This window comes from Bradyrhizobium sp. SK17 (assembly GCF_002831585.1).
Taxonomy (GTDB): Bacteria; Pseudomonadota; Alphaproteobacteria; order Rhizobiales; family Xanthobacteraceae; genus Bradyrhizobium.
The window spans coordinates 940,893-958,776 of record NZ_CP025113.1; the positions used below are offsets into that span (position 1 = coordinate 940,893).

Consider the following 17,884-nt stretch of genomic DNA (forward strand, 5'->3'; position numbering starts at 1 on the left):
CCCCTGAATGACGAGGGGAGAGAAGGAGCCGTGCTCCACTACCCCGCCCCGGAGTTAGAATTTCTCTTAGCGGGCGCAGCATTACGTTGACGCAGACGTTATTTGCTACTGGCAGGCGTTTTGCTTGGCAAAGCAAGCCTCGATTGGCTATACGGCCAGTCAGGTGGGCTGCCGCAAACTGTGCCACAGTTTTGGCGATCCCGATTCGGCGGGAAACGGCGCCGAGCGACTAAAATTGTTTGTTTTGACGAGTTTTACGCCAGCGGCCGACCACCCTCGTGGGTCGGTCTCGTGGGGAGGGACTGAAGCTTATGCGGAGCGCGTCGGGAGGCCCACGCATCCTGTTGAGACGGCTCCGCGAAACCATGGCGGAGCAAGTCTCCGCCCAGGAGCGCCTCGACAAGATCGTGGTGCTGATCGCGGCCAACATGGTGGCCGAGGTCTGCTCCTGCTACGTGCTGCGCGTCGACAACACGCTCGAACTCTATGCCACCGAAGGTCTGAACCGCGACGCCGTGCACCGCACCGTGCTGAGCGCGCATGAGGGCCTGGTCGGCCTGGTCGCCAGCGAGGCGACGCCGCTGAACCTGTCCGACGCGCAAAACCATCCCGCCTTCGCCTACCGCCCGGAGACCGGCGAAGAGGCCTACCACTCGTTCCTCGGCGTGCCGATCCTGCGCGCCGGCAACACGCTCGGCGTGCTTGTCGTGCAGAACCGCGCCAAGCGGACCTATGTCGAGGAAGAGGTCGAGGCGCTGCAAACCACCGCCATGGTGCTGGCGGAGATGATCGCGTCCGGCGAGCTTGCCGCGCTGGCCCAGCCCGGCGCCGAGCCCGCGGCGCGGCATTCGCTGCACAAGACCGGCGCGGTGCTGTCGGACGGCATCGCGCTCGGCCATGTCGTGCTGCATGAGCCGCGCGTCGTCATCACCAACTACATCGCCGAGGACCTGCCGAAGGAAATCAAGCGGCTCGACACCGCGCTGGCCAATCTGCGCGCCGACCTCGACCGCATGCTGGAGCGCGGCGACGTCGCCGAAGGCGGCGAGCACCGCGAGGTGCTGGAAGCCTATCGCATGTTCGCCAACGACCAGGGCTGGTCGCACAAGCTGCACGAGGCGGTCGCCACCGGCCTCACGGCGGAAGCCGCCGTCGAACGCGTGCAGTCCGACACCCGCGCGCGGATGCTGCGCTCGACCGATCCCTATCTGCGCGACCGGCTGCACGACCTCGAGGATCTCGGCCATCGCCTGATGCGGCAGCTGGTCGGCCAGGACCACGCGCCGTCGCGCGAGCAATTGCCCGACAACGCCATCCTGATCGCCCGCGCGATGGGTCCGGCGGCGCTGCTCGACTACGACCGCAAGCGGCTGCGCGGCCTGGTGCTGGAGGAAGGCACCGCGAATTCCCACGTCTCGATCGTGGCGCGCGCGCTCGGCATTCCCGCGGTCGGCGAGGTGCCGAACGCGCCCGGCATCGCCGATCCCGGAGATGCCATCATCGTCGACGGCATTTCCGGCGAGATCTATGTCCGCCCCTCCGCCGAGATCGAATCGGCCTATGCCGAGCGCGTCCGGTTCCGGGCGCGGCGGCAGGCGCAATATTCGGCGCTGCGCGACAAGGCCTGCGTGACCAAAGACGGCCAACCGATCGAACTGTTGATCAATGCCGGCCTGACCATCGACCTGCCGCATATCGAGGAGACCGGCAGCGCCGGCATCGGCCTGTTCCGCACCGAATTGCAGTTCATGGTGAGCCCGAGCCTGCCGCGCTCCAGCGACCAGCTCGCGCTGTATCGTACCGTGCTCGACGCGGCGGGCGCCAAGCCCGTCACCTTCCGCACGCTCGACATCGGCGGCGACAAGGCGCTGCCCTATATGGAGACCGTGGTCGAGGAAAATCCCGCGCTCGGCTGGCGCGCGATCCGTCTCGGTCTGGACCGTCCGGGCCTGTTGCGTGGCCAGATCCGCGCGTTGCTGCGCGCCGGTGGCGGCCGCGCGCTGAAGATCATGTTCCCGATGATCTCGGACATCGCCGAGTTCGACCAGGCCAAGGCGATCGTCGAACGCGAGCTGACCTATCTGCGCCAGCACGGCCATTCGCTGCCCGAACGCATCGATATCGGCACCATGGTCGAGGTCCCGGCCCTGCTCTACCAGCTCGACGAGCTGTTGAAGAAGGTCGATTTCGTCTCGGTCGGCTCCAACGATTTGTTCCAGTTCCTGTTCGCGGTCGACCGCGGCAACTCCAAGGTTTCCGAGCGCTTCGACATCCTGTCGGCGCCGATCCTGCGCGCGCTGCGCGACATCGTGCGCAAGGCCAGGGCCGCCAAGAAGGTCGCCTCGCTGTGCGGCGAGATGGCCTCGAAGCCGATCGGCGCGCTGGCGCTGATCGCACTCGGCTATCGCTCGCTGTCGCTGTCGGCGACCGCGCACGGCCCGGTCAAGGCGCTGATCCTCGACCTCGATGCCAAAAAGGCCGAGGCGATGATCAATCCGCTGCTGGATGCACCGGTCGGCAGCGTCTCGATCCGCGAGGCGCTGACGAAATTTGCGGAAACCGAGGGGCTGGCCTTGTAGCGACGCTGCCGTCGCTGTCACCGCCCGCTCACGCCTTCCGCAATTCGAGATACCGCCATGCTCCCCGAAGCCAAACTCGACGTCCTGCTCGCCCACCACGCCTCGCTCGAGGCCGAGTTGCTCGGCGAGGTCAAATCCGACCGCTATGTCGCGATCACCCGCGAGCTCGCCGAGCTCAATCCGCTGATCGACGCAGTGAAGGCCTATCGTTCGGCCCGGTCAGAGCTTGCCGATACCGAGGCGATGCTGGCCGATGCCGGCACCGATGCCGAGATGCGCAGCATGGCGGAAGCCGAGCTGGAAACGTTGCAGGCGCGGATCGGCGAGCTCGAGCAGAAGATCCGGATCGCGCTGCTGCCCAAGGACGCGATGGACGACCGCAACGTGATGCTGGAAATCCGCGCCGGCACCGGCGGCGACGAGGCCTCGCTGTTCGCCGGCGACCTGTTCCGGATGTACGAGCGCTTCGCGGCCTTGCAGGGCTGGAAGGTCGAGGTGATCTCGGCAAGCGAGGGCACCGTCGGCGGCTACAAGGAAATCATCGCCGAGGTGCAGGGCCGCGGCGCCTTCGCCAAGCTGAAATTCGAATCCGGCGTGCACCGGGTGCAGCGCGTGCCCGACACCGAAACGCAGGGCCGCATCCACACCTCGGCCGCGACAGTCGCGGTGCTGCCCGAGGTGGAGGACGTCGACGTCGACATCAAGGACACCGACCTGCGGATCGAGACCATGCGCGCCGGCGGCGCCGGCGGCCAGCACGTCAACAAGACCGAATCGGCGATCCGCATCACCCATCTGCCGACCGGCATCGTGGTCATGATGCAGGACAGCCGCTCGCAGCACAAGAATCGCGCCTCGGCGATGAACATCCTGCGCTCGCGCATCTATGACGCCGAGCGCCAGCGCGTCGAAGCCGCGCGCTCCGCCGACCGCAAGGAGAAGGTCGGCTCGGGCGACCGCTCGGAGCGCATCCGCACCTATAATTTCCCGCAAGGGCGGGTCACCGACCACCGCATCAACCTGACGCTCTACAAGCTGCCGCAGGTGATCGCGGGCGAAGCGCTCGGCGAACTGATCGACGCGCTGACCACCGAGCACCAGGCCGCGCAGCTCGCGGCACAGGGCGCGGCGGCCTAAAGCGCGCCGCCGGGCTGCGGAGAGGATCGCAGCAAGCGGCGCAATGCCGGGCTCGCGGCACGGCGGAGCTCCTCGACATTCTTCTTCGAGATCACCTGAAGCTTCTGCTCGCCCTTCGCGGTCAGCTTGAGCTGAACCCTGCGACCATCCTCCGGATCGGTCACCCGGCTGACCAGCCCGAGCTTCGCCATGCGGTTCATCAATTCGACGGCGGAATGATGCCGTATCAGCAGGAACCGGGCGATGTCACCGACGCTCGGCGGGCCGGGCTCGGCAAAGCCCTTGATCCCGAGCAGCGCCTGATGCTGCTGCGGCGTCAATCCGGCCTGACGGGCTCCCTCCTCGCTGAACGCAAGGAACGTGCGCAGCTCGTAGCGAAACCGCGCCAGCGCCCGATAGTCCACCGTCGCGGTCGCCGCATTGCGTTTCGCAGCCCCGGCCGGGGCTCGCTGTCGTGGTGGAGGCATTCAGTCGTCCCGCTCTGGCTCGCTCCGCCGGACGGCAGACGCGATTCGAGACTATCAAGCCCGAGCTGCACGCACCATGCTACCGGCAGCCTTTTGCACTCATGTTTTCAACGGTTTGCCGGTCGCGCCGTGCGGCCAAGCGTCACGGCTGCGGCCAGTGATCGTAGCTTGAGCTCAATATCTTCAAGAGCACGATCTGGAACGCGACCGGGATCCGCGGGCTCCTGCGGCGGATCGACTTCTCCAGCGCCTCGGTGATCTCGCTCTTGGTCAGATCGCCGGCCGACGCGCGCGCCACCAGACCGCCCCAGATCTCCGACAGCGATTTGCCGGTATGGTGCGGGGACGGGATCGATATCCCGCGCGCCTCGGCCCATTCGACGATCTCACGCATGGTCTGCCGCCCGCAGTTCCGCGCGGTGGCAAGATGGCTCGCCGTCAAGAGGCGCAGCAGATCGTCCGGCGGCGTCCAGCCGATCTTCGGCGGCACTTCATCGAGCAGCTCGACCGACAGCTCCTTCAGAACGTTGACCGCGCGAATGCTCAGGTCGCACGATGAGGCCGCCGCCTTCGCTTCGGAACTGCCAACCTGACCTGGGGGCTCTTCGACCATCGTGCTTCACTACAGGACCGATGCCCGGACGGTAAACCCTCGATGTATCGTTGACCGATATTAATCGATCGTAGGCCGATATGATTCGACGAAAGGCGACATTGACTAAATATCCCGGTGGGGAATGCTAGCCGCGACAGGCTGCCACATCGCAGCCGGCGCGTCGTGCCGCGGATCGCTCCGATCCGCGACGACTGACTTTGGGCGCCAATAATAATATAATTGGAGGATACCAAGCGATGAGCACCAAGGATTTTCCGCCGGGCAGCGCAACGAACGTCTCGCGTCGCACCTTGCTGCAGGCCGGCGCAGGCCTGATCGGCGGCACCGTGCTGCCGGCCTCGATCGCGTCGAGGGCATTCGCCGAGGACCATCCGGCGATCGGGACCTTTCCCGCCGGCACCTCCGGATCGTCGGTCTTCATCGGCATCTCGGTGCCGCGCACTGGCACCTACGCGGTGCAGGGCGAGGATGAGCTGAAGGGCTACCAGCTCGCGATCGAACACATCAACAGCGGCCATGAGCTGATCAAGAAGATCTCGCCGAAGACCAGCAAGGGCGTGCTCGGCAAGGAGCTGAAGTTCGGCGTCGCGGATTCCGCGGCGAAGCCGAACGAGGCCGTGCAGGCGCAGCAGCGCTTCATCTCGGAGAACAAGGCCGTGATGATCACCGGCGGCACGTCGAGCGCGGTCGCGGTCGCGCTGAACAAGCTGGCGCAGCGCGAGAAGGTGATCTTCGTCTGCGGCATCTCCGGCTCCAACGACACCACCGGCAAGGACTGCGTGCGCTACGGCTTCCGGCAGAATTTCTTCGGCCAGACCGCAGCGGCGGCGATCGCACCGGTCATGATCAAGGCGTTCGGCAAGAACAAGAAGGCCGCCTATCTGACGCCGGACTACACCTACGGCCACACCGTCACCAAATCGATGCAGGATTCGCTCGCCCAGGCGGGCTGGACCACCGTCACCAACCAGGTCTCGCCGCTCGGCGCGCCGGACTATTCGTCATACCTGCTGAACGTCGCGAATTCCGGCGCCGACGTGCTGATCAACGTCAACTGGGGTCATGACGCCGTGCTGTCGACCCAGCAGGCCAAGCAGTTCGGCGTGCTCGACAAGATGAAGCTCGTGGTGCCCTACCAGGTGCCGTTCATCGCCCGCGAGACCGGCGGCCTGATGCAGGGCGTCTACGCCGCCACCGATTATTGGTGGACCATCGAGGACAAATATCCGCTGGCCAAGATGTTCAACGAAACCTTCGAGAAGAAGTTCGGCTACAAGCCGGAATGGGGCGCCGAGAACGCCTATGTCAGCTTCGCGCACTGGGCCCGCATGGTCGAGGAAGCCGGCAGCTTCTATCCGCCCGACGTCATCAAGGCCTACGAGAAGGGCGAAACCATCCCGTCGCTGGTCGGCGACGTGCACTATCGCCCCGAAGATCACCAGTGCGTCCGCCCCGTCATCATCGTCCGCGGCAAGATGGAAAAGGAGATGAAGAACAAGGAGGACTATTACGAGGTGGTCGAGATCGTCCCCGGCGACGGCCTGATGCAGAAGCCGGACGCGTTCGGCTGCCATCTCGGCGACTATACCTGATCAAACGTGGGAAAACTCGGCGCCGTGGGCGGGGCGACCCGACCCGCGGCGCCGCTTTGTGTCGAAACGCCTGCCTCCATTGACCGGGCCAACTGAACGCATGTCATGATCAACTGGCCGAATTTCGTCTCGCAGCTATTCAACGGGCTTGCGCTCGGCGCGCTGCTCGCACTGATCAGCTCCGGACTGACAATCATCTACGGCACGCTCGGGTGCTCAACCTCGCCCACGGCGCCATGTTCATGATCGGCGGTTACGCCGGATACGTGACCTATTCCTACACCGGCTCGTTCATCCTCGCCGTCATCGCCGGATCGCTGTTCGTGATGGCGCTCGGCGTCGCGATGGAGCGGATCATCATCCGCCATTTCTATCATCGCCCGCACGAGGACCAGCTGCTGGTGACCTTCGGCCTCGGCATCTGCTTCGTCGAGATCGTGCGGCTGATCTTCACCAGCCAGTCGCAGGTGGTGCCGCCGCCGGCGATGCTGCAAGGCATCACCTCACTCGGCTTCCTGTTCTACCCGACCTATCGGCTCGCGGTGGTCGGCATCGTCGCGGTCGCGCTCGGCGGCCTGTTCCTGATCCTGTACCGCACCCGGCTCGGCATGATCGTGCGCGCCGGCATCGAGGATTCGGTGATGGTCGATTCGCTCGGCATCAACGTCTACCGCGTCTTCATGATCGTGTTCGGCATCGGCGCGATGGCCGCGGGCTTCGCCGGCATCATCAATGCGCCCGTGGTGTCGCTGACGCCGGGCGTCGGCGACGACATCCTGGTCGAGACCTTCGTGGTGGTGGTGATCGGCGGCGTCGGCTCGTTTCCCGGCGCGATCCTCGGCGGCCTGATCGCCGGCGAGATCATCAGCATCACCTCGATGTTCAACCCCGGTTACGCCTACGTCATGCTGTTCGCGGCGATGACGCTCGTGCTCGTGCTCCGACCGCACGGCCTGCTCGGCACGCAGGGCCGCGAATGACCACGGATTCCTGAATGCTGAAACAGCGCCCATATTTGATCGAGTTCCTGACGGCCGCCGGCCTGATTCTCGCGCCCTTCGTGCTGCCATGGCTCGGCTTCGCGCCCAATACGGTGAACCGGATCCTGGTCTGGGGCCTGTTCGGCCTCGGCTTCGACATCCTGTTCGGCTTCACCGGCCTGCTGTCGTTCGGCCAGTCGGCCTTCTACGGCACCGGCGGCTTCGTCGCCGCCTATCTCCTGACCCGCGCAGGCTTCCCGAACGTGGTGCTCGCGCTCGTCATCGGCATGATCGCGGCGGCCGCCGCCGGCTATCTGATCGGCCTGATCGCGCTGCGCCGGACCGGCATCTATTTCGCCATGATCACGGTCGCGATCGCCGAGGTGTTCTTCTTCGTCGAGTTCAATCCGCTGTCGGACTTCACCGGCGGCGAGAACGGGCTGCCGGGCGTGCCGACCCCGAGCTTCAATCTCGGCTTCACCACGCTGCACTTCACCACCGGCTGGTCGCTCTATCAGTTCCTGGCGCTGTGCTATTTCATCGGTGTCGTGATCGCGCTGCGCATCGTGCGCTCGCCGGTCGGCGCGGTGTTCAGCGCGATCAGGGACAATCCGCTGCGGGCGACCGCGGTCGGGCACAACATCCACGGCTACAAGCTGACCGCCTTCGTGATCGCCGCCGCCTATGCCGGCTTTGCCGGCGGGCTCCTGGGCGTGCTACAGGCTTTCATGCCGCCCGACGCCTTCACCTTCGACACCTCGGGGCAGCTCGTGATGCAGACCGCGATCGGCGGCCGCGGCACGCTGTTCGGGCCGCTGGTCGGCGCCGCGGTCTGGCTGTCATTGCAGGACTTCCTCCAGGCGGCGCTCGGGCTCGGCGCGGCCTGGAAGCTGGTGCTCGGCATCGTGTTCGTGCTGCTGGTCTGCTTCCTGCGCCGCGGCATCATCGGCGGCCTCGCCGATCTCTATCGCCTGCTGACCGGACAGCGCCGCGCCCGCGAGCCGGACGAGAGCGAGCCGGAGGTCGCGGCCGTCGCAAGCGAACCGCACGCCGCGGCGGCGGCAATGCCCGCATCGCCACCTCGTGCCCAGGGCAACCCGTCCGGCCCGATCCTTCAGGCCAGGGGCCTGACCAAGCGCTATGGCGGCCTGCTCGCCAACAGCGACATCGACTTCACGGTCAATCACGGCGAGCTGCGCGGCATCATCGGCCCGAACGGCGCCGGCAAGTCGACCTTCTTCAAGATGCTGACCTGCGAGGTGCATCCGACCTCGGGCACCATCATGTTCGAGGGCCGCGACATCACCGGCATGAACGTCACCGACGTCTGCCAGCTCGGCCTGACCAAGAGCTACCAGGTCAACCAGCTGTTCGCCGGGCTCACCGTGCGCGAGAATTTGGTGATCGCGGCGCTGTCCGGGCTGCGCGGCAAGTTCAAGCTCGACCTGTTCCGCAGCATCGACAGCATCCCCGGCCTGTCCGAGCGCGTGCAGCAGACGCTTGAGCTGGTCAACCTGACCAAGCGGCCCGATACGCCGGTCTCCGAGCTCGCCTATGGCGAGAAGCGCCGGCTGGAGATCGGGCTGGCGCTGGCGACATCGCCGAGCCTGCTGCTGCTCGACGAGCCGCTGGCCGGCATGAGCCCGCGCGAACGCGTCGAGACCGTGAAGCTGCTGAAGTCGATCAGCCAGGGCCGCACCATGATCATCATCGATCACGACATGGATGCGCTGTTCGAGCTCGCCGAGCGCGTCACCGTGCTACAGGAAGGCCGCGTGCTGGTCGAGGGAACGCCGGAGGAGATCAAGAACAACGCGACCGTCCAGGAGGCCTATCTCGGCGGCGTGCATGGAGTGCTCGCCGCATGAGCCTGCTCGAGGTCAACGGACTGAACAGCTATTACGGGGATTCCCACATCCTGTTCGACGTCTCGTTGCGCGTCGAGCGCAACGAGGTGGTGGCGCTGCTCGGCCGCAACGGCGCCGGCAAGAGCACGACGCTGAAGAGCCTGATGGGCGTGGTGACGCCGCGCCGCGGCTCGGTGATGTTCGACGGCGTCGATATCGCCGGCAAGAAAAGCCACAAGATCGCACAGGCCGGCATGCAGCTGGTGCATGAGGAGCGCCGCATCTTCGGCAGCCTGAGCGTCGAGGAAAACCTGGTGATCGCCGGACTGACCGCCTCGCAGCGCTGGCCGCTGGAGCGCATCTACGAGATGTTCCCGCGGCTTCGGGAACGGCGCAGCAACCGCGGCACGGATCTGTCCGGCGGCGAGCAGCAGATGCTGGCGATCGCGCGCGCGCTGGTGCGCGATCCCAAGATCATCCTGCTCGACGAGCCGTTCGAGGGGCTGGCGCCGGTGATCGTGCGCGACCTGATGAAGGCCTGCCGCGACCTGGCCGAGGCCGGGCAGACCATCGTGCTGGTGGAGCAGAACCTCGCCGCGACGCTCGCGCTGGCACAGCGCATCTACATCATCAACAATGGACACATCGTCCATGAAGGGCCGGCGCAGGAGATCAAGGCCCAGCCGGACGTGCTGCAACGCTATCTCGGAGTCTAGCGTGCTGCTGCGGCGGCAACAGGCGCAAGCGATATCGACGCCGGATCGACCTTCGGCTAACAACGCGCGATGAGCGCATCAGCCGAACAGGGCAACCAGACCGTAGAGAGCGCCCGGCGCACCCTCGCCGCGCGCCTCAAGGCGGCCGGCAACGACGCCGCCGAGCTCGATGCGCGGCTGCTGACCGGCGCCGCGACGGGGCTCGATCTGACCGGCATGGTCACCGGCGCCAAACGCTTGCTGACGCCGGATGAATCAACTTGCCTCGATGACTTCGCGCGGCGCCGCCTCGCCGGCGAACCGGTGGCGCGCATCGTCGGCGTCAAGGAGTTCTGGGGGCTGCCGCTGCATCTCTCGGCCGCGACGCTGGTGCCGCGTCCCGATACCGAGACCGTGGTGGAGCGCGCGCTCGAGCTGCTGCGGGCCGACAATGCGACCGAGCGCGCGTTGCGGATCGCCGATCTCGGCACCGGCTCCGGCGCGATCCTGCTGGCGCTGCTCTCGGAACTGCCCAACGCGCATGGCTTCGCCACCGACATCTCGGGGGAGGCGCTGCGGACGGCGAGCCGCAACGCCGCCGAGCTCGGACTTGCGGGTCGCACGACCTGGATCGAGTGCGACTATGGCAGCGGGCTGAGCGGCGCGTTCGACCTGATCGTGTCCAACCCGCCCTACATCACCACCGCCGACATCGCAGGTCTCGACATCGAGGTGCGCGAGCATGATCCGCGCGCGGCGCTCGATGGCGGCGCCGACGGGCTCGACGCCTACCGCGCGCTGATTTCGCAATCTGCGGGTCTTTTGACACCACATGGATTTCTGGTTGTGGAAATCGGGCAGGGCCAGGCGGGCGACGTTGAAGCCCTGATGACGGCCTCCGGGTTATCCCCAACGGGGCCGCCCAAGGCCGATCTCGGGGGCGTCCCGAGGGCCGTTTCGGGGCGCCGGCTGCCCAGATAAAGTCCTATTGGAACGCAAAAAAACCTCTTGGAATATCCCCGGGGAACGACTACGTTCCGGCCACAACATCGGTGCTGGCCCCGTAACCGTTACGGGTGATGACCAGGGTTCAGCAGAGCCCGCCGATCGAAAGGTTCCAGGAACGCAGGTCTCATTGAGCGCAATAGCCGAAGCTGTGCCGCTCTGACTGCCAAGCGAACGAAAGCCTGTTATTGCGCTTGAACACTTACGCACGAGAACTGGGCCTGTCTCGACGGGCAGAATGATTTAGTCGCTGGCGTGTTTGGCCGGCGCTTGGGGAACGCGTCTTTGCTGAACGCGACTTTACTGAACGAGATGGCCGGCGACATCGAAGCCACTTCAAACGGTGTTGTGATTCCGTGCGCCCCGGGCGCGCGCCGAATCGAACGGTGGACTGCAATAACTTCAGGGCTGGAATAAAAGGCGACAGATGAGAAACGGTCAGAACAACAAGCGGATGCGCAACCGGAATAACAACAACAATAATAACAACAACAATAACCGGCGCGGCCAGAATCCCCTGACGAGGGTCTACGAATCGAACGGCCCCGACATCAAGATCCGCGGCACGGCCTCCCATGTGGCCGAGAAATACGTCCAGCTCGCGCGCGATGCACGCTCCTCCGGCGATCCGGTGGCAGCCGAGAACTACTACCAGCACGCCGAGCACTACTACCGGATCATCGCCGCGGCGCAGGAGCAGTTCCGGCAGAATCAGCAGCAGCCGCGCCCCGACGCCGAGCCGGTCGCGACCGACGACAATGACGACGACAGCGACGGCTATTCGAGCTTCGGCCAGGAGCCGGGCTTCGTGCCGCAACAGCAGCAGCCTTTCGTCCGCGAGAACGGCCAGCAGCCCTATCAGCGCGATCAGCAGCAGCCGCGCGAGCATCGCGAGCGTGACCAGCAGCCGCGTGAGCACCGCGAACGTGAGCATCGTCCGCAGCCGCAATATCAGCCGCAACCGCAGAGCCAGCCGCAGCCCGCGATGGCCGATGCCGGTGGCGTCGATCGTCTGCCCTCCTTCATCACCGGTGGCGCGCAGCCGCAGGTCAACGGATCGTATGAAGGCAATGGCGGCGGAGAGCGCAGCGAGCGGAGCGAGCGCTTCCCGCGGCGGCGCCGCCGTCCGGCGGGCCCGCGTCCCGACATGGCCGCGCAGCCCGCGCCGAGCGACGACTTCAATCCCGGCAACGAGTAACGCACACAAATTTGTCATGCCCGGGCTTGTCCCGGGCATCCACGTCTTGGCTTCCAGGTAACGGAAGACATGGATGGCCGGGACAAGCCCGGCCATGACGGTGTGGATAGATCAGCCTATTCATTCCACGACTTCGGGGCGGACTACGACTCGGAGTGACTGGATTTACGCGTCGCAGTCGATGACGGCACCAGCACCGGCTGCAATGACGGGATCAGCCGCGTGCGCTCGCGGCGCGCCGGGATCGCGCGATAGACCTGCTTGCTCGCTTCCACGATATGCACGCCGGCAAACGGCATCGACAGCGCCGCCCCGACCCGCTCCCACGCCATCGCCGAACGCAGGAACCAGCTGCCCTGGACCGGCGGCATGAACAACGCCTCGCCCCATGACGACGGCGTGAACCAGGTCTGCCGCAACAGCTGCGTGATCTGGGCCCGCGAATAGGGCCGGCCGTGGCCGAACGGCGTCGCATCGGTGCGGGTCCAGACCCCGCGGCGATTCGGAATGATCGCGATCAGCCGCCCGAAGGCGACAGCACCCGCCACACCTCACGCAGCAACCGTTCCGGGTCGTCGGACATCTCCAGCGCATGCACCAGCAACACGCGGTCGACCGCGGCATCGGGCAACGGCATCGAGAATTCGTCGACCAGGGTCGCCAGCGCCGGCCGGCCGGTCGGCCATTTCAGCACGCCCTGGGCTGCCGGCATGAAGGCGATGCAGCGCTCGCAGGACTCACGGAACAATCCGAGATAGGGCGTCGGATAGCCGAGGCCAAGCACGCGCTGGCCTTCCGCATCGGGCCAGCGCGCCCGGATGCCACGGTTGATCAGCTGCCGCGCCACGATGCCGAGGCGCTGCGAATAGAAGTCGCGGAGGTCGATGACGTCCATGCTCGCCAGCCTACCATGCCCCCCGGTGCCGGGGTGCGCCGAAAATTGCGTTGCCGCCGGAGCGTTAACGCCATATTTCACCCCTATATAGGGCGCGTTAGAAGCACGATCCCAAAAGGTGGATACCGGCTTTTCGAAAGCATCATGCTCTGAAGTGCCCGCCCCGTTTGTTCGTGGAGATATCATGGCCGCCGAAATTCGTACCTTCACCTGCCTCACCGACAATTTCGGGTACCTGATCCACGATCCCGCCACCAAGGCGACGGCATCGATCGATGCGCCGGAGGCGGCCCCGATCATCAAGGCACTGGAGCGCGAAGGCTGGACGTTGACCGACATCCTGATCACCCATCACCATGGCGACCATGTCGGCGGCGTCGCCGAGCTGAAGCAGAAATATGGCTGCCGTGTCGTCGCCCCGCACGACAAGTCGGCCAAGATCGCCAATGTCGACCTGCGCGCCGCCAATGCCGACGTCATCAAGGTCGGCAGCCTGCTGGCCCGGGTGGTCGAGACCCCCGGCCATACGCTCGACCATATCTCCTATGTGTTCGACGGCGAGAAGGCGGTGTTCGCCGCCGACACGCTGTTCTCGATCGGATGCGGGCGGGTGTTCGAAGGCACCTATCCGATGATGTGGGATTCGCTGTTGAAGCTGCGCTCGCTGCCGGACGATTTTCGCCTGTATTGCGGCCATGAATACACCGCCTCGAATGTGAAGTTCGCACTCACCGTCGAGCCCGACAATGCCGCCCTGCAAGCGCGCGCCGAGGAAGTCACCCGGCTGCGGGCCGAGAACAAGCCGACGATTCCCGTGCTGCTCGGCGACGAGAAGAAGGCCAACGTGTTCCTGCGCGCCGACGAGCCCGCGGTCGCGGCCAAGCTGCACATGAAGGGCGCCGATCCGGCGCTGGTGTTCGGCGAACTCCGCGAGCGCAAGAACAAGTCGTGATGGCCGACCTCTCGGCTGCCGACATCATCGCGCGGCTCGATCTGAAGCCGCATCCCGAAGGCGGGCATTATCGCGAGACGTTTCGCGACGAGCGCACTGACGCCGCCGGACGCGCGCATTCGACCGCGATCTACTTCCTGCTCGCGCGCGGCGAGCGCTCGCACTGGCATCGCATCGACGCGGTCGAGATCTGGCACTATCACGCCGGCGCGCCGCTGACCCTGCGGATCGCGCAGGATGGCGGCCCGCAGCAATCGATCAGGCTCGGGCCAGATGTCGCGCGCGGCGAACAACCGCAGGCGATCGTGCCGGCGGGCGCCTGGCAGGCGGCGGAAAGCGGCGGCGACTGGACGCTGGTCGGCTGTACCGTCGCGCCGGGATTCGAGTTCTCGAAGTTCGAGCTGGCGCCGAAGGGCTGGGAGCCGGCTCGCTAGCTTCGTAGGATGGGTAGAGCGCAGCGAAACCCATCTACTTCGGTCCGCATGGCAAAGTGATGGGTTTCGCTGCGCTCTACCCATCCTACATCTACGTTCTTTTCCTCAACACCATATCCTTCGCCGCGATCAGCCCGCCGCCGGCGATCAGGATCGCGGCGATCGCGATGTTGGCACTCGGCCTGGCAAAGCCCGCAAGAATCAGGAACGCGGTCGAGAGCAGCGGCGTGGCATAGGACGCGGCGCCGAGCACGCGGATGTCGCCGCGCTTCATGCCGATGTCCCAGGCAAAGAACGCCGCGCCCACCGGACCGATGCCGAGCGCGATGACCGCAAGCCATTGCAGCAATGTTGTTGGCCACACCGTGGTCTCCACCATCATGTGCACGGCCGCCGCGAGCACCGCGGTCGCAAGACAGAAGCCCGCCACCGCATCGGTCGGCACCGCCTTGAGCCGGCGCGACATCACCGAATAGGCAGCCCACACGAAGGCCGCGACAAAGGCCGCGGCGAAGCCTGGAATCTGCTCTTTGGTGAAAGCGCCGGTGTTGCCGGCGAACAGCAACACGGTGCCGGCAAGGCCAAGCAACGCGCCGACGATGTGGTGGATCGCAAGCCGCTCGCCCGGCAACAGCGAGGAAAACAACACGATCAGGAGCGGCCAGAGATAATTGAGCAGGCCCGCCTCGGCCGGCGGCGCGAAGCGCAGCGCCAGGAAATACAGCGCGTGATAGCCGAACAGGCCGCCGACGCCGACCACCCAGGCCACCAGCGGCTGCTTCAAGGCGCCGAACGCTGTGGGACGGAACAGGAAGCTCGCGAACGCGACCGCGGCACCGATCGCAAACGTCATCGCGGCGAGCTGGAATGCCGGGATGGTCCCGGTCGCGACCGTCATGACCGACAGCAGCGACCACATCAGGATCGCGGTCAGTCCGACAAGGGTGGCAGTCCGGGTCGTCATTTGCACTCATCCGTAGAGCCGGCTTAGCCGTCCGGAGGACGGCGTCGCTTCCGCTCGCCTATGTCACGGCCGGCCCTCTCTTTGCTTTGCGCCGGGCGGTTGTAAAGACGAAAATGCCCGGCACAAGGCCGGGCATCACGACTGCATCGATAGTGTGCCTGCGACGCGACGACGCTGGTCGCGTCAGGCGTGATACTGGCCGCCATTGATGGTCAGGGTCGAGCCGGTGATGAAGCCGGCATCGTCGGCCGCCAGGAACACCACCGCGCGCGCGATCTCCTCGGGCTCGCCGAGGCGATTGACCGGGATCTGCGGGATCACGTTCTTCTCCAACACGTCCTTCGGCACCGCCTGCACCATCTCGGTGTTGATGTAGCCGGGCGCGATCACGTTGACGGTGATGCCGCCCTTGGCGTTCTCGATCGCCAGCGCCTTGGTGAAGCCGATGTCGCCGGCCTTGGCCGCCGAATAGTTGACCTGGCCGAACTGACCCTTCTGGCCGTTGATCGAGGAGATCGAGATGATGCGGCCGAACTTGCGGGCGCGCATGCCTTCGATCACCTGGCGCGTCATGTTGAACAGCGAGCCGAGGTTGGTGTTGATCACGGCATTCCACTGCTCGAGCGTCATCTTGTGGAAGGCGGTGTCGCGGGTGATACCGGCATTGTTCACCAGCACGTCGACCGGGCCGAGTTCGGCCTCGACCTTCTTCACGCCTTCCGCGCAGGCGTCGAACGATGCGACGTCCCACTTGTAGACGGGAATCCCGTTCTCCGCCTTGAACTTCTCCGCCGCGGCATCATTGCCGGCGTAGCTTGCCGCCACCTTGTAGCCGGCCGCCTTCAGCGCCTTGCTGATAGCAGCTCCGATGCCCCGCGTTCCGCCCGTCACCAATGCAACACGTGCCATGTCCGTCTCCTCCTTGGCCGTCTTTTATAACCGGATAACTCCGGCCTACGCACTCACAACGAAGCGCGATGGGATCGTCGCGCTTCCGCTCCCGTTTTGAGCATGATCCCTTCGGAAAACCGCTTCACGCTTTACGCTAACGCGGCTCTCCGGGTCCGGATCATGCTCTCGAAACAAAAATGCCCGGCGCAAAGCCGGGCATCTTTTCTATCAGCTCGCGCCGTGGTTGACAGATGATCTTTTCATCACCTAGCCGGCCTCGCTGCCTTTTGTTCAGTCGCGTGCAACGCACATGGCGATACCCATGCCGCCGCCGATGCACAGCGTCGCGAGGCCCTTCTTGGCATCGCGCTTCTGCATCTCGTGCAGCAGCGTCACCAGCACGCGCGCACCCGACGCGCCGACCGGATGGCCGATCGCGATCGCGCCGCCATTGACGTTGACCTTGGCCGGATCCCAGCCGAGGTCCTTGTTGACGGCGCAGGCCTGCGCCGCGAACGCCTCGTTGGCTTCGATCAGGTCGAGGTCGGCGATGTTCCAGCCGGCCTTCTTCAGCGCGGCGCGCGAGGCGGGGATCGGACCGGTGCCCATGATCTTGGGATCGACGCCGGCCTGGCCCCAGGAGACGATGCGGGCGAGCACCTTCTTGCCCTGCTTGGCGGCTTCCTTGGCGGTCATCAGCACGACGGCGGCGGCGCCGTCATTGATGCCCGAGGCGTTGCCGGCGGTCACGGTGCCGTCCTTCTCGAACGCCGCGCGCAGCTTGGCCATCGCATCGATCGTGGCGCCATGGCGCGGATACTCGTCGGCGTCGACCACGATGTCGCCCTTGCGGCTCTTGATGGTGACCGGGACGATCTCGTCCTTGAACTTGCCGGCCTTCTGCGCCGCCTCGGCCTTGTTCTGCGAACCGACCGCGAACTCGTCCTGCTGCGAACGGGTGATCTGGTACTGCTTGGCGACGTTCTCGGCGGTGTTGCCCATGTGGTAGCCGTTGAAGGCATCCCACAGGCCGTCCTTGATCATGGTGTCGATCAATTCGAGGCCGCCCATCTTGACGCCACCGCGCAGATACTGCGCATGCGGGGCCATGCTCATCGACTCCTGGCCGCCCGCGACCACGATCGACGAATCGCCGTTGAGCAACGCCTGGTAACCGAGCGCCACGGTGCGCAGGCCGGAGCCGCAGAGTTGGTTGACGCCCCAGGCCGGGCTCTCCACCGGGATGCCGGCCGCGATCGAGGCCTGGCGGGCGGGGTTCTGGCCCTGCGCGGCGGTGAGGATCTGGCCCATGATCACTTCGGAGACCTGGCCGCCCTCGACGCCGGCACGCTCCAGCGCCGCCTTGATGGCGATCGCGCCGAGATCGTGGGCCGGTGTGGTTGCGAATGCGCCGTTGAAGCTGCCGACCGGGGTGCGGGCGGCGCTGACGATGACGACATCGTCTGACATGGACATCTCCTATGGGTTGTAGCTGGGTTTCTCGACGGCGGGCGGCCCGGTTTGGCTGGCCTGTCTCTTGGTGACTATCCTGTAAATCTCATTGCGGCATGTCAATCGCGCTGACGCGCAAAACGCGCCGCGGCGCACTCAAAATGACGCTTCTGGCACATT

General features: G+C 65.7%; 14 protein-coding genes and 2 pseudogenes. 10 read left to right on the forward strand and 6 right to left on the reverse strand.

All coding sequences use genetic code 11. The annotated features are described in order from the left end of the window. The first annotated feature begins 311 nt into the window (after positions 1-311). Positions 312-2,579: a phosphoenolpyruvate--protein phosphotransferase gene (gene ptsP, locus CWS35_RS04365; RefSeq protein ID WP_024581952.1), complete on the forward strand. Its 2,268-nt coding sequence runs from the start codon at positions 312-314 to the stop codon at positions 2,577-2,579. A gap of 57 nt (positions 2,580-2,636) precedes the next feature. After that, positions 2,637-3,716, forward strand: a complete 1,080-nt coding sequence (gene prfA, locus CWS35_RS04370; RefSeq protein WP_100950973.1) for a peptide chain release factor 1 — start codon at positions 2,637-2,639, stop codon at positions 3,714-3,716. On the opposite strand, the gene CWS35_RS04375 is transcribed toward prfA, so the two are convergent. Beyond that, positions 3,713-4,183 (reverse strand): MarR family winged helix-turn-helix transcriptional regulator, encoded by a 471-nt coding sequence (locus tag CWS35_RS04375; protein WP_024581950.1) that lies wholly within the window; start codon positions 4,181-4,183, stop codon positions 3,713-3,715. The two genes, prfA and CWS35_RS04375, sit on opposite strands and share 4 nt — an antisense overlap. A 142-nt stretch (positions 4,184-4,325) precedes the next feature. Then, the gene (locus CWS35_RS04380; RefSeq protein WP_024581949.1) at positions 4,326-4,796 is read right to left on the reverse strand and encodes a hypothetical protein; all 471 of its coding nucleotides are present in this window, start codon (positions 4,794-4,796) and stop codon (positions 4,326-4,328) included. A gap of 239 nt (positions 4,797-5,035) precedes the next feature. Between CWS35_RS04380 and CWS35_RS04385 the strand changes: the two genes are divergently transcribed. The 6 genes and pseudogenes from CWS35_RS04385 to CWS35_RS04410 all read left to right on the forward strand — a co-directional run bounded on the left by CWS35_RS04385 (position 5,036) and on the right by CWS35_RS04410 (position 12,116). Beyond that, the gene (locus CWS35_RS04385; protein ID WP_024581948.1) at positions 5,036-6,391 is read left to right on the forward strand and encodes a substrate-binding protein; all 1,356 of its coding nucleotides are present in this window, start codon (positions 5,036-5,038) and stop codon (positions 6,389-6,391) included. 105 nt (positions 6,392-6,496) lie between these two features. Further along, positions 6,497-7,371: pseudogene (locus CWS35_RS04390) on the forward strand (branched-chain amino acid ABC transporter permease). Positions 7,372-7,385: 14 nt separating this feature from the next. After that, positions 7,386-9,239 (forward strand): ATP-binding cassette domain-containing protein, encoded by a 1,854-nt coding sequence (locus CWS35_RS04395; RefSeq protein ID WP_100950975.1) that lies wholly within the window; start codon positions 7,386-7,388, stop codon positions 9,237-9,239. Further along, positions 9,236-9,934 carry an ABC transporter ATP-binding protein gene (locus CWS35_RS04400; protein WP_024581945.1) on the forward strand — a complete coding sequence of 233 codons (699 nt, stop codon included), beginning with the start codon at positions 9,236-9,238 and terminating at the stop codon, positions 9,932-9,934. The genes CWS35_RS04395 and CWS35_RS04400 overlap by 4 nt, the downstream gene beginning before the upstream one ends. Positions 9,935-10,003: 69 nt before the next feature. Further along, entirely contained in the window at positions 10,004-10,894 is an 891-nt protein-coding gene (gene prmC, locus CWS35_RS04405; protein ID WP_024581944.1) for a peptide chain release factor N(5)-glutamine methyltransferase, read from the forward strand. Between the two features lie 451 nt (positions 10,895-11,345). After that, the gene (locus CWS35_RS04410; RefSeq protein ID WP_024581943.1) at positions 11,346-12,116 is read left to right on the forward strand and encodes a DUF4167 domain-containing protein; all 771 of its coding nucleotides are present in this window, start codon (positions 11,346-11,348) and stop codon (positions 12,114-12,116) included. Between the two features lie 143 nt (positions 12,117-12,259). On the opposite strand, the pseudogene CWS35_RS04415 reads toward CWS35_RS04410, so the two are convergent. Further along, positions 12,260-13,011 (reverse strand): annotated as a pseudogene (locus CWS35_RS04415) (class I SAM-dependent methyltransferase). A gap of 184 nt (positions 13,012-13,195) precedes the next feature. On the opposite strand from CWS35_RS04415, the gene gloB reads away from it, so the two are divergent. Next, positions 13,196-13,963 (forward strand): hydroxyacylglutathione hydrolase, encoded by a 768-nt coding sequence (gene gloB / locus CWS35_RS04420; RefSeq protein WP_100950977.1) that lies wholly within the window; start codon positions 13,196-13,198, stop codon positions 13,961-13,963. Continuing rightward, entirely contained in the window at positions 13,963-14,397 is a 435-nt protein-coding gene (locus tag CWS35_RS04425; protein ID WP_024581940.1) for a cupin domain-containing protein, read from the forward strand. The genes gloB and CWS35_RS04425 overlap by 1 nt, the downstream gene beginning before the upstream one ends. Before the next feature lie 91 nt (positions 14,398-14,488). On the opposite strand, the gene CWS35_RS04430 is transcribed toward CWS35_RS04425, so the two are convergent. From CWS35_RS04430 to CWS35_RS04440, 3 genes are all read right to left on the reverse strand, one after another. Then, on the reverse strand, positions 14,489-15,361 hold the full coding sequence (locus CWS35_RS04430) for a DMT family transporter (RefSeq protein ID WP_100950979.1): 873 nt from the start codon (positions 15,359-15,361) through the stop codon (positions 14,489-14,491). Positions 15,362-15,544: 183 nt separating this feature from the next. Then, on the reverse strand, positions 15,545-16,270 hold the full coding sequence (gene phbB / locus CWS35_RS04435; protein WP_024581938.1) for an acetoacetyl-CoA reductase: 726 nt from the start codon (positions 16,268-16,270) through the stop codon (positions 15,545-15,547). Positions 16,271-16,543: 273 nt separating this feature from the next. Then, positions 16,544-17,722, reverse strand: a complete 1,179-nt coding sequence (locus CWS35_RS04440) for an acetyl-CoA C-acetyltransferase (RefSeq protein ID WP_100950981.1) — start codon at positions 17,720-17,722, stop codon at positions 16,544-16,546. Positions 17,723-17,884: the final 162 nt, after the last annotated feature.

What these genes read in the sequence shown, in the direction of transcription:
- CWS35_RS04395 (WP_100950975.1), top strand. Translation starts at nt 7,386, where the DNA reads ATGCTGAAACAGCGCCCATATTTGATCGAGTTCCTGACGGCCGCCGGC.
- CWS35_RS04430 (WP_100950979.1), bottom strand. Translation starts at nt 15,361, where the DNA reads ATGACGACCCGGACTGCCACCCTTGTCGGACTGACCGCGATCCTGATG.
- CWS35_RS04380 (WP_024581949.1), bottom strand. Translation starts at nt 4,796, where the DNA reads ATGGTCGAAGAGCCCCCAGGTCAGGTTGGCAGTTCCGAAGCGAAGGCG.
- CWS35_RS04425 (WP_024581940.1), top strand. Translation starts at nt 13,963, where the DNA reads ATGGCCGACCTCTCGGCTGCCGACATCATCGCGCGGCTCGATCTGAAG.
- CWS35_RS04400 (WP_024581945.1), top strand. Translation starts at nt 9,236, where the DNA reads ATGAGCCTGCTCGAGGTCAACGGACTGAACAGCTATTACGGGGATTCC.
- gloB (WP_100950977.1), top strand. Translation starts at nt 13,196, where the DNA reads ATGGCCGCCGAAATTCGTACCTTCACCTGCCTCACCGACAATTTCGGG.
- CWS35_RS04410 (WP_024581943.1), top strand. Translation starts at nt 11,346, where the DNA reads ATGAGAAACGGTCAGAACAACAAGCGGATGCGCAACCGGAATAACAAC.
- CWS35_RS04385 (WP_024581948.1), top strand. Translation starts at nt 5,036, where the DNA reads ATGAGCACCAAGGATTTTCCGCCGGGCAGCGCAACGAACGTCTCGCGT.
- ptsP (WP_024581952.1), top strand. Translation starts at nt 312, where the DNA reads ATGCGGAGCGCGTCGGGAGGCCCACGCATCCTGTTGAGACGGCTCCGC.
- CWS35_RS04440 (WP_100950981.1), bottom strand. Translation starts at nt 17,722, where the DNA reads ATGTCAGACGATGTCGTCATCGTCAGCGCCGCCCGCACCCCGGTCGGC.
- CWS35_RS04375 (WP_024581950.1), bottom strand. Translation starts at nt 4,183, where the DNA reads ATGCCTCCACCACGACAGCGAGCCCCGGCCGGGGCTGCGAAACGCAAT.
- phbB (WP_024581938.1), bottom strand. Translation starts at nt 16,270, where the DNA reads ATGGCACGTGTTGCATTGGTGACGGGCGGAACGCGGGGCATCGGAGCT.
- prmC (WP_024581944.1), top strand. Translation starts at nt 10,004, where the DNA reads ATGAGCGCATCAGCCGAACAGGGCAACCAGACCGTAGAGAGCGCCCGG.
- prfA (WP_100950973.1), top strand. Translation starts at nt 2,637, where the DNA reads ATGCTCCCCGAAGCCAAACTCGACGTCCTGCTCGCCCACCACGCCTCG.